Annotated in this window: 10 protein-coding genes; 6 read left to right on the top strand and 4 right to left on the bottom strand. The window is 75.5% G+C overall.

The window, feature by feature from the left end:
- Window positions 1-120: 120 nt before the first annotated feature.
- The 3 genes from ACOJTC_RS22305 to ACOJTC_RS22295 form a co-directional block, all read right to left on the bottom strand.
- Window positions 121-1887: a DUF1996 domain-containing protein gene (locus ACOJTC_RS22305; protein ID WP_420118344.1), complete on the bottom strand. Its 1767-nt coding sequence runs from the start codon at window positions 1885-1887 to the stop codon at window positions 121-123.
- A gap of 216 nt (window positions 1888-2103) precedes the next feature.
- Window positions 2104-3504, bottom strand: a complete 1401-nt coding sequence (locus ACOJTC_RS22300; protein WP_420118345.1) for a hypothetical protein — start codon at window positions 3502-3504, stop codon at window positions 2104-2106.
- A gap of 29 nt (window positions 3505-3533) precedes the next feature.
- Window positions 3534-4586, bottom strand: coding sequence for an NAD-dependent epimerase/dehydratase family protein (locus tag ACOJTC_RS22295; protein WP_420118343.1), 1053 nt, complete (start codon window positions 4584-4586; stop codon window positions 3534-3536).
- Between the two features lie 143 nt (window positions 4587-4729).
- Between ACOJTC_RS22295 and ACOJTC_RS22290 the strand changes: the two genes are divergently transcribed.
- From ACOJTC_RS22290 to ACOJTC_RS22265, 6 genes are all read left to right on the top strand, one after another.
- On the top strand, window positions 4730-5389 hold the full coding sequence (locus ACOJTC_RS22290) for a glycosyltransferase family 2 protein (protein ID WP_204923415.1): 660 nt from the start codon (window positions 4730-4732) through the stop codon (window positions 5387-5389).
- Window positions 5386-6063: a TIGR04282 family arsenosugar biosynthesis glycosyltransferase gene (locus ACOJTC_RS22285; RefSeq protein ID WP_420118342.1), complete on the top strand. Its 678-nt coding sequence runs from the start codon at window positions 5386-5388 to the stop codon at window positions 6061-6063. The genes ACOJTC_RS22290 and ACOJTC_RS22285 overlap by 4 nt, the downstream gene beginning before the upstream one ends.
- On the top strand, window positions 6060-6701 hold the full coding sequence (locus ACOJTC_RS22280; protein WP_420118341.1) for a methyltransferase domain-containing protein: 642 nt from the start codon (window positions 6060-6062) through the stop codon (window positions 6699-6701). Before ACOJTC_RS22285 ends, ACOJTC_RS22280 begins: the two co-directional genes overlap by 4 nt.
- Entirely contained in the window at window positions 6698-7867 is a 1170-nt protein-coding gene (locus ACOJTC_RS22275) for a molybdopterin-dependent oxidoreductase (protein WP_420118340.1), read from the top strand. The genes ACOJTC_RS22280 and ACOJTC_RS22275 overlap by 4 nt, the downstream gene beginning before the upstream one ends.
- Complete coding sequence (locus tag ACOJTC_RS22270; protein WP_420118339.1) at window positions 7864-8346, top strand: hypothetical protein; 483 nt, start codon at window positions 7864-7866, stop codon at window positions 8344-8346. The genes ACOJTC_RS22275 and ACOJTC_RS22270 overlap by 4 nt, the downstream gene beginning before the upstream one ends.
- Window positions 8347-8533: 187 nt before the next feature.
- The gene (locus ACOJTC_RS22265; protein ID WP_420118338.1) at window positions 8534-10063 is read left to right on the top strand and encodes an RICIN domain-containing protein; all 1530 of its coding nucleotides are present in this window, start codon (window positions 8534-8536) and stop codon (window positions 10061-10063) included.
- Between the two features lie 116 nt (window positions 10064-10179).
- On the opposite strand, the gene ACOJTC_RS22260 is transcribed toward ACOJTC_RS22265, so the two are convergent.
- A partial coding sequence (locus tag ACOJTC_RS22260; protein ID WP_420118337.1) for a hypothetical protein occupies window positions 10180-10560 on the bottom strand: 381 nt, incomplete at its 5' end.

Below are 10560 nucleotides of genomic sequence, written 5' to 3'. Positions count from 1 at the left end.
CTTCACCCCGTACCCCCCCCCCCCCCCCCCCCGCGGGCCGGGCGGCGGGGGGGGGGGCCCACCCCCCCCCCGCGGGGGGGGGGGGGGGGGCCCGCGGCCCCGTGCCGGGCGGCCCGGCGGTCAGGAGCAGTTCTTGCCCTTGTTGATGCAGGTGGCGATGCGCTGCATGGTCTGGGCGGAGTTGACGTTGACGAAGTCGTTGTGGTCGGAGAACGGGTTGTGGTTCTCCTCCGGGAACGAGTCGAGCGCGTACTGGCCCTTGAGCTGCACGTCCCGGGGGATGTCGTAGCCGACGGTGATCCTCAGCTGCGGGATCGCCCGGAAGCCCTGCGGGCAGGCGCCGGTGGCCCGGTCGGCGAACGCGACGTGGTTGCGGTGGTTGTCGCTGTCGACGTTGCGGCCGTCCCAGCAGCCGGGGAAGTCGTGCACCCGCTGCACCTGGCTGCCGGCGGGGCAGATCGGGTACTTGTCGGAGAGCCGGTCGGCGAAGCCCGAGCAGGTCCAGGTGGCGCGGGCGTTGGCCGGGCCACGGCTGGTGGGCTTGGCGTCACCGGTGAGCGCCCGGAGGAACTTCGGCATCGGGACCACCTTGCTGGCGGGGTTGCCGCGGTACTCGATCAGCACCTGCGCCGGGCGGACGATGCCGCCGGTGTTGCCGGGCAGTTCCAGGTCGGGACCCTGCGGGTCGGGCAGCACGGCGGCGGCAGTGGTGGGCGCGGCTGCGGTGGGCGTGCCGGCCGGGGCGGGGGCCTGGTCCAGGGTGCAGGTGGCGAACGCGTCGAGGCCCTGCGGGCGGGCGGCCTGCCGGCCGATCGCGATGGCGATCCGGTCGAGCACCGCGATCCGCTTGGCGCGCAGCGGGCCGAGGATGGCGTTGTCGACGAAGGCCGGGCCGCCCTGACCCAGGCTGGTGACGAGGCGTTCGTTGGCCTCGGAGAGCTGCCTGTCGAGTTCGTCGAGGTTGCGGTTCACCTCGGCGAGCGCCCCGGCCGGGACACCCGGCAGCTTGTCCCGCACCGTCGGGCACTGGATGCGCGGGTTGGCCGCCTGGGCCGCCGTGACGCTGGCGCGGTGGGCGGCGCCGGGCATCCGGGCGTGCATGTCGTCGTAGCTGACGTCGCACTCGACCAGCGAGACCAGGCCGGGCTGGTTGCCGCCGGCGGCGGTGACCGTGGTGCTGATCTGCCTGATCGTCGCGGCGCGGCGGGCCCGCAACGCGTCGGTGACCTCCCGGTTGAACGCGGCGTCGATGCGGCCCCGGCTGGCGGTCATCCGCTCGTTCGCGGCGGCCTGCTGGCGGTCCAGGTCGGCGAGCAGCCGGTCGACGGTGCCCCGGGCCCCGGTGGGGACGGCGCGCAGCCGCTTGCCGACCGAGGGGCAGACGACCATCGGCTGGGTCTGGGCGAGGGCCTGCCGCACCTGGTCGTCGTCGCGGACGCTCCGGTCGATGCGCACCACCGGCCAGAAGTAGGACGACTTGTCGCCGTTGCGGCAGGTGGTGCCTGAGGCGTCCAGGTCGGCGTTGGAGGAGTTCGCGGTGATCGCCAGGTTGCCGACGAAGTCGTGGACGTGTTCCGCGCCGTTGCGGATGCCGGGTTGGGCCACCGGGTTGTCCGGGCTGAACTTGCCGTTGCCGTTCGTGCCGCAGTCCACGGTGAACCGGCCGGTCGACGCGCCCGCCGCCGGCTGCGGGGCGCGCACGTTCGGCGGCACCTTCTCGATCGGCACGAACTGGTCCAGGCTGGTGGCGGCGTCCGCGGCGCCCCGGCCGCCACCGGAGACGAAGGTGACGGTGAGCGCGCCGGTGGCCGCCAGCACCAGCGCGGCAAGGGCGATCCGGGCCGGCCGGGTGTGGACCAGCGGGGTCCCGTCGGGTCTGCGGTTCATCGGAATTCTCCTCCAAGCCGGAAACCGGCTCCGGTGATGTGCTGTCGGCCGGGGGTACGGCCCGGGGGGTTGGAAACGGTCACCGTCGGCCGGGTACGTCATGGTTCGGTAAGAAGTCCCGACCCCGACCGGGCGCAGCCGGACGCGGCGGCCGGATGACGGGGTCACCGGCCGCCGCGTCTACCCGGCGTCGTCGAAAGGTGGGAGGGCGGTGGACTACCAGGTGGTCAGCAGCAGGTGGTTGACCGTGAGCGCGACCGCCGCCTGCACCACGAGCCAGCCGCGCCGGTCGGCCGCGGGGATCAGGGAGGCGCCGGCCGTCAGCCAGACGGTGAAGGGCAGCCAGATGCGTTCCACCTCGGCCTTGCTGTAACCGGACAGGTCCGCCGCGACGATCATCACGGTGGCGGCGAGCGGCAGCAGCCAGGCGGCGTGCTCCGCGGCCGGCCGCCGCGCCGCGAGGGCCCGCCGGCCGGCCGGCACCGCCCGCCGCAGGATCACCGCCGCCACCGGGCCGGCGGCCACCACGACCAGCGCCAGGTCGGCCCAGACCCAGTAGCCGTACGCCCGGTCGGCGGCGACACCCTGGTAGTAGCGTTCGACGACCAGGTGGTAGCCGGTGGGCCACCAGAACCCGGCGGCGGTGAACACGGCGACGACCGGCAGTGCCCCGACGAACGCCCACCCCACGGTGCGCCGGTGCCGGCCGGCCAGCACGACGACCGCCAGCGCGAGCGGAGCCATCAGCACCAGCCCGTACGACAGGTAGCAACCGGACGCCAACAGGGCCCCACCGGCGAGCGCCGCCACCGCACGCCCCCGGGTGAGGCCGTGGGCCAGCAGGGCGATCCCGGTGGCGGTCACCCCGGCGAACAGCCCGTCGGCCGACACCCCGGCCCAGACCGCCCCGGGGAACAGCACCACGAACGGCAGCACCGCGCGGGCCGCCGCCTCGGTGCCGAGCAGCCGTACGGTGTGCGGCACGGCGACGGCGACGAGGCCCGCCACCAGGATGCACAGCGTCCCCGCCCACCCCCCGCCGGACAGCCCGATCCGGTCGAGCCCGACGAAGACGAGCAGCGCCCCCGGCGGGTGGCCGGAGACGTGGGTGGTCCAGGAGTCCGGTTGCCCGTCGAGGATCCGGCCGGCGAAGCCGGCCAGCATGGCGGGGACGTCGGTGACGCCGGGCACCTCGTGCAGGTATTCGTGGCGGGTGGTCAGCCGCCCGGCGACGCCACGGTGCCAGCCGTCGACCAGGGCCAGCGACAGCGTCCAGGCCACGGCGGTGGCGTAGCCGAGCGCGAGCAGCGGTCGCCAGGGCAGCCGGGCGGCCACCGCCGGCCCGTGCCAGCAGACCAGCGCGGCCAGCAACAGGGCCGCCGGGGTGCCGACGCCGACGTGCGGCAGCCACTGCGCGAACAGCGGTGCCGCGCTGGCGTGCACCGGGTGGCCGAGCAGGTAGAGCACCCCGCCGGTGACGGCGGCCACCGCGAACAGGCCGACGGCGGCAGCGGCGGCGTGCACGTCGGCACGCGGCGGGCCAGGGCGCGGGCCGCCGTCCGGCTCGCCCCGACGGTCGCCCGCGCGCCCGGGAGGAGCCGGACGGGTGCCGGGCACCCGGGCCGGACGGTCGCCGGGGGTGCCGCTCACCCGCGCAGCGGGGCGTGGGCGAACTCGGCGATCCCCTCGGCGAGCCCCACGGCGGCCCGGAACCCGAGTTCGGTCTCCGCCCGGGTGGGCGAGGCGACCACGTGTCGCACGTCGCCGAGCCGGAACTCGCCGGTGACCACTGGCGGCGGCCCGTCGGCGGCGCGGGCCAGCTCCGTGGCGACGTCCACGATGGTGACCGGCCGACCGGAGGCCACGTTGTACGCCCGCCAGCCGGTGGCGGTGCCGGTCGCGTCCAGCGCGGCGAGGTTGGCCGCCGCCACGTCACGGACGTGGACGAAGTCGCGGCGCTGCCCGCCGTCCTCGAAGACCCGGGGTGCCCGGCCGGCCTCCAACGCGGACCGGAAGATCGCCGCGACCCCGCTGTACGGGGTGTCGCGGGGCATCCCCGGCCCGTAGACGTTGTGGTACCGCAGCGCCACCACCGCGCCACCGGTCTGTCGCGCCCACGCGGCGGTCAGGTGTTCCTGGGCGGCTTTGCTGGCGGCGTACACGCTGCGCGGGTCCAGCGGATCGTCCTCGTCGACCAGCCCCGGGGTGAGCGTGGCGGCGCAGCGCGGGCAGGTCGGCTCGTACCGCCCGGCGGCCAGGTCGGCGACGGTACGCGGCGCGGGGCGCACCGGACCATGCCCGGCGCAGGCGTACGCGCCCTCGCCGTAGACCACCACCGAGCTGGCCAGCACCCGCCGGGGCACGCCCGCCCGGGCCATCGCGGCGAGCAGCACGGCGGTGCCGAGGTCGTTGCAGCCGACGTACTCGGGCAGGTCGTCGAGGTCGACACCGAGGCCCACCATGGCGGCCTGGTGCACCACCGCGTCGACCCCGTCGGCCAGGACGGCGGCGAGGGCCGGGCGGTCCCGGACGTCGAGCCGGACGAGCGGCGCGCCCGCCACGGTGTCCGGCAACGGTCCGCGGTGCGCGCCGGGGTGGCCGGAGTCCACCACGGTCACCCGGTGGCCGGCATCGTGCAGGGCGGTCACCACATGGGTGCCGATGAAACCGGCGCCGCCGGTGACGAGTACGTGGGTCACCCGCCGACGGTAGGGCCGGTGACCGCCGTCGTACGCCGGCCGCGACCAGCCGTCAGTGGTTCGTAAGAACTGCGCGGCGGCCGGGGATTCCGTCATCGTCAGGTAAGAACTTCCGGGCGGCTGGTGCCCTAGCGTCGCGCAGCATGACCGATGTGGTTCTTCCCTGCCGCGACGAGGCCCCGGCCCTGCCCGACCTGCTGGCCCGGATGCCGGCCGGCTACCGGCCGATCGTGGTGGACAACGGCTCGACCGACGGGTCGGCGGCGGTGGCCCGGGCCTGCGGGGCCGAGGTGATCAGCGTGGCCGAGCCCGGGTACGGCGCGGCCGTGCACGCCGGGGTGCTGGCGGCCGACCCGGTCGACGGGGTGGTGTGCGTGCTGGACGCCGACGGGTCGTTCGACCCGGCGCAGCTTCCCCTGCTGGCCGATCCGGTCCGGTCCGGCGCGGCGCACCTGGGCACCGGCCGGCGTCGGCCGACGGGACGTGGGGTGTGGCCGTGGCACGCCCGGGTCGGCAACGCCGTGCTGGCCCACCGGCTGCGCCGCACCACCGGCCTCGACGTGCACGACATCGGGCCGATCCGGGCCGTCCGCCGCGACGACCTGCTGGCGTTGGGGTTGCGGGACCGCCGCTTCGGCTACCCGCTGGAGCTGCTGATCGCGGCCGGCCGGGCGGGCTGGCGGGTGGTGGAGGTCGACGTCGACTACCACCCCCGGGCGGCCGGCACCCGGTCGAAGGTGACCGGCACCGTGCTCGGCACCGCCCGCGCCGTGCGGGACATGGGCACGGTGCTGGCCCGGTGAACGCCCACCGTCCACCGACCGCCCTGCGGGTGCTGGTGCTGGCCAAGACGCCGGTGCCCGGCCGGGTCAAGACGCGGCTCTGCCCGCCCTGTACGCCCGTGCAGGCCGCCCGGGTCGCCGCGGCGGCCCTGGCCGACACCCTCGACGCCGTCGCCACGGCCACCGTCGACGCCCGGGTGCTGGTCGTCGACGGTGACCTGCCGGCCCCGATGGGCTGGACGCGGCTCGCCCAGCGGGGTGGCCCGCTCGCCGACCGGCTCGCCCACGCGTTCGTCGACACCCGTACGGTGGGCGCGGCGACCCTGCTGGTCGGCATGGACACCCCGCAGCTCACCGCCGCGCACCTGGACACCGCGCGGGACCTGCTCGGCCGGGCGGACGGGCCGGACGCGGTGCTCGGACCGGCCGAGGACGGCGGTTGGTGGACGCTGGGGCTGCGCGATCCCGGCCACGCCACCGTGCTGCGGACGGTGCCCACCTCGGTGGCGAGCACCGGCGCGCGCACCCTGGCCGCGTTGCGCCGCCGTGGCCTGCGGGTGCACCTGCTGCCCCGGCTGCGGGACGTGGACACCGCCGTCGACGCCCACGCGGTGGCGGCGCTGTGCCCACCGGGCAGCCGGTTCGCCCGCACGGTCGCCGTCGACGTCCCGTCGTCCACGGCGGTGGCCGGATGAACGCGGTGGCGCTGTTCGACGCCGCGTTCGACCGGGCCGCGTCGGGTGTCCCCGCCGCGTTCACCGCCCGGCATCCCAGCGGCGGGGTGCTGCGGTTCGACCCGGCGCTCTGGTGCCGGGACGCCGTCGCCGGGGACGCGTCGCTGCTGGCCCGTTGCACCGGGCCGACCCTCGACGTCGGGTGTGGACCGGGCCGGCTCACCGGCGCGCTGATCGACGCCGGGCGGCCCGCGCTCGGCATCGACGTCAGCGCCACCGCCGTCCGGTTGGCCCGGCGGCGCGGCGCGGTGGCCCTGCGCCGGGACGTGTTCGGGCCGGTGCCGGGGGCCGGGCGGTGGCGGCACCTGCTGCTGGCCGACGGCAACGTGGGCATCGGCGGCGACCCGGACCGGCTGCTGCGCCGGTGCCGCCGGCTGCTGGCTGCCGACGGTCGGCTGCACGTCGAGTGCGCGCCCCCCGGCACGCCGGCCTGGTCCGGTACGGCCACGGTGCGGACGCCGGACGGTGCGGACGGCCCGTTGCCCTGGGCCTGCGTACCCCTGGACGGTCTGTCGACGCTGGCCGGACAGACGGCGCTGCGGGGGCGCGACACCTGGACCGAGGCGGGCCGGTGGTTCGCCACCCTCGGCCCGGCGTGAGCGGCCGGCCGGCGGTGCCGCGGCGGCCCGCCCGACGGTGGTCGGCACCAGCCCCCGACCGGTTCCCGTCGCCGCTGCGGTCGACCCGGCTGACCAGCCAGCTCGGCGTCGCGCTCGGGGTGGCGTTCGCCGTGTGTTTCCTCACCGGGCTGCTCAGCCACCTGATCCAGCATCCGCCGGGCTGGTTGCCGTGGCCGGCGCGGCCGGTGGGGCTCTACCGGTTCACCCAGGGGCTGCACGTGGCGACCGGGCTGGCCATGGTGCCGCTGCTCGGGGCCAAGCTGTGGTCGGTCTACCACCACCTGTTCCGCTGGCCGCCGGTGCGGTCGGTCGCGCACGCGCTCGAACGCGCGAGCGTCGGTGTGCTGGTCGCCGCGGCCCTGTTCGAGGTCGTCGGCGGGGTGTTGAACGTCGCCCGCTGGTACGCGCCGATGCCGTTCTTCTTCACCGCCGGGCACTACCGGGTGGCGTGGCTGGTGGTGGGTGCGCTGCTGGTGCACGTCGGCGTGCAGTTGCCGGCGGTCCGGGCCGCGCTGGCCCGCCCGGGCGTCGAGTCGCCGCAGGAGCGGCTCAGCCGGCGCGGGCTGCTCGCCGGGGTGGCCGCCGCGGCCGGCCTGATCACCCTGACCACGGTCGGGCAGACCGTCCGGCCGCTGTCCGGCCTGGCGGTGCTCGCCCCGCGCCGGCCGGACGTCGGCCCGCAGGGGCTGCCGGTGAACCGGACCGCCCGCCGGGCCGGGGTGGACGTCGGGGATCCGGCGTACCGGCTGGTGGTCGACGGTCCGGGCGGGCGGGTCGCGTTGGATCTCGCCGCCCTGCACGCCCTGCCGCAGCACACCGCCGACCTGCCGATCGCCTGTGTGGAGGGATGGAGTGCGACCGGGCGGTGGACGGGGGTGCGGCTGCGGGACCTGGTCGCGCTGGTCGGGGCGGACCCGGACCGGGCGAGCGTCCGCGTCGAGTCGTTGGAGGCGGCCGGCCGCTACCGGGCGTCGACGGTCGGCCCGGCGCACGTGGGTGACCCGGCGACGCTGATCGCGTTGCGGCTGGGCGGGGAACCCCTGCATCCCGACCACGGCTACCCGGCCCGGTTGATCGCGCCGAACCGGCCGGGCGTGCTCCAGACCAAGTGGGTCGGCCGGCTCGTCGTGCGGGAGGCGGGGTGAGGACCCGGGTCGTGCTCGTCGCGGCCGGCACCCTGCTCATCGGGTACGCCGTGGCGGGCGCGCTGACCGACCCGGAGCTGGCCCCGGCGGGGGTGCTGGTGTTCCTGGCCGGGGTGCTGGTCGGGCACGACCTTGTCTGGATGGCCGGGGTGCTGGCCGTCGGGGCGCTGCTCGCCCGGTTCGTCCCGCGCCGGCACCGGCCGGTGGTGCGGGCCGGGGTCGTCGGTGCCGCCGCGCTCACCGTCGTGGCGCTGCCGCTGGTGCTGGGCTTCGGTCGGCCGCCGGACGACCCTTCGGTGCTGCCGCTGCCGTACGGCCGCAACCTCGCCGTGGTGCTGCTGCTCGTCGCCGCCGCGACGGCGGTGGGCTGCCTGCCGGTGGAGCTGCGGCACCGTCGGCGCACGGCCGGTCGGGACGGGGCGGGGGCGAGGTCGCGGGCCGACGACGCGAGCACGCCAGGGCGTGTCGATCCACCGTGACCGGGTGCCGCCCGACGACGACACCACCCCACATCAAACGATGCTCGTCGATTATTGACACCCCGGAAACGATCGCTGAGACTTGTCTGCAACACGCAGGCAACAATCAGGGCACCGGTCGCGACGCACCAATGTTAGCGCTAACAGCGATCCCGGCGCGATGTCCCGACCAGAGAGGTCCGATCACGTGACCGACCACCCCCCGACCCGGATCACGTCGCCCTCAGCGGCGTCGCGGCGACACCGTCCGCTCCGCCGGCTGCTGGTCACGCTGGCCGCCGTGGCGACCGCGATGGTCGGCGGCGCGGTCGTCGTGTCGTCCCCGGCCACCGCCGCCACCAGCCAGTTCCGTGGCATGAACTGGGCCGTGCTGGGCGACAACTTCAGCACCGGCCCGCTCGTCGTGCAGGGCCTCAGCGCCTCCGACAGCAACGCGACGGTTCGGGCCAAGGCCAACGCCCTCTACGACGACATGGCCGCCACCATGGGGGTCAACACCGTCCGGCTGCCGATCAACACGCACACCGTCGGGACGGCGTGGTGGGAGGCGTACCGGGGGGCCATCGACGCCGCCACCGCACGCGGGTTCAAGGTCATCCTGGCGTACTGGGAGGACGGCGCGGCCTCCGGTGGCCGGATCACCAACCTCGCCGCCTGGAACGCGATGTGGTCCACGGTGACCAACACGTACGGCACCAACCCCAACGTCTACTTCGAACCGATGAACGAGCCGCACGGTTACAGCTCGGCGGACTGGCGCAACGTCGCGGCGAACTGGCTCAGCTCCCATCCCTCGGCGCCGCCCGGCCGGGTGCTCATCGGCGGCACCGGCTTCAGCCAGGACCTGCGGGACATCTGCAACGACAGCCGGTTCAACGCGACGCTGCTCTCCTTCCACCACTACGCGTTCTTCTACGGCGAGATGAGCTACGACGCCTTCCGCAGCCACATCCAGACCCGCCTGGGCAACTGCGCCTCCCGCGCCGTCGCCACCGAGTGGGGCGCGCCGATGAACGACGGCCGCAACTACGCCGACGCCAACAGCACCGACAACTTCGTCCGGCACATCCGGGCCATGGCCCAGGTGATGCGGGACAACCAGATGGGCGGCACCTACTGGCCCGCCCTCGGCGGCAAGCCCGGCACCATCGGCTACGACTGGTACTCGATGTACGCGCTCAGCGGCAGCGGCACCGACCTCAACCTGAGCATCCGCAACCCCTCCGGGGCCGACCGGGTCCGCTACGGGTGGGGCGACACCGTCGGCGACGGCCCCACCACGCCGCCCCCGAGCACCGGAACGTACTACCGGCTCACCGTGCGGCACAGCGGCAAGGCGATGGACGTCCAGCAGCCGAACACCGACAACGGCGCGCGGGTCGGCCAGTACACCTACGCCGGCAACGCCTGGCAGCAGTGGCAGTTCGTCGACGCGGGCAGCGGCTGGTGGCGGCTGGTCAGCCGGCACAGCGGAAAGTGCCTCGACGTGACCAGCGCCTCCACCGCCGACGGCGCCGAACTCATCCAGTACACCTGCGGCAGCGGCACCAACCAGCAGTTCCAGATGGTCACCAACGGCAGCTACTTCCAGCTGCGGGCCCGGCACAGCAACAAGTGCGTGGACGTGCCGGCCTCGTCGACCGCCGACGGCCAGGTGCTCAAGCAGTACACCTGCAACACCGGCGCCAACCAGCAGTGGTCCCGCACTGCCGTCTGACGCCCCGCCCCGCCCCGACCCGGCCACCGCACCGACCCGCGCACCCGAGCGGTCGGTGCGGTGGCCGGGTGTCGGGTCTCCCGTGGACGGGTGATCCGCGATCGCGGGGGCAGGCCCTACGGGGCGGGCCGGCTGCCGGCTGCGGGGCCGGGCAGGCGACGGGACAGCTCACGGCGCAGCAGGTCACGGCCGGGGCTCAGGTAGACAAGGGGAACCCGGATCTCGTACGGCCGGCTCTGCCCGGCGACCGCCCACTCCCACCGGGCCAGCGGGGGGACGGTCCGGTCCGGGTCGGCCGGCTCGACCACCAGGACCGGGTACAGCCACCCCGTGATCTCGGCGCGGGCGACGTTCGGCCACCCGACGACCAGGGTGCGCTCCCCCGGGCCGGTCACCTCGAGGTGGTCCGGGGTGAGCCGCAGCGGCAGCCGGGGCTGGTGACCGGTGGACGACGGACGAGCCGCCCCGCGCAGGAGCCCGAGGGCCAGAATCCACCC

The sequence above is a fragment of the Micromonospora sp. genome (genome assembly GCF_048594385.1).
GTDB lineage: Bacteria > Actinomycetota > Actinomycetes > Mycobacteriales > Micromonosporaceae > Micromonospora > Micromonospora wenchangensis.
Note: the sequence above shows the minus strand (reverse complement) of the source record. Positions and strands in the feature narration are given on the sequence as shown.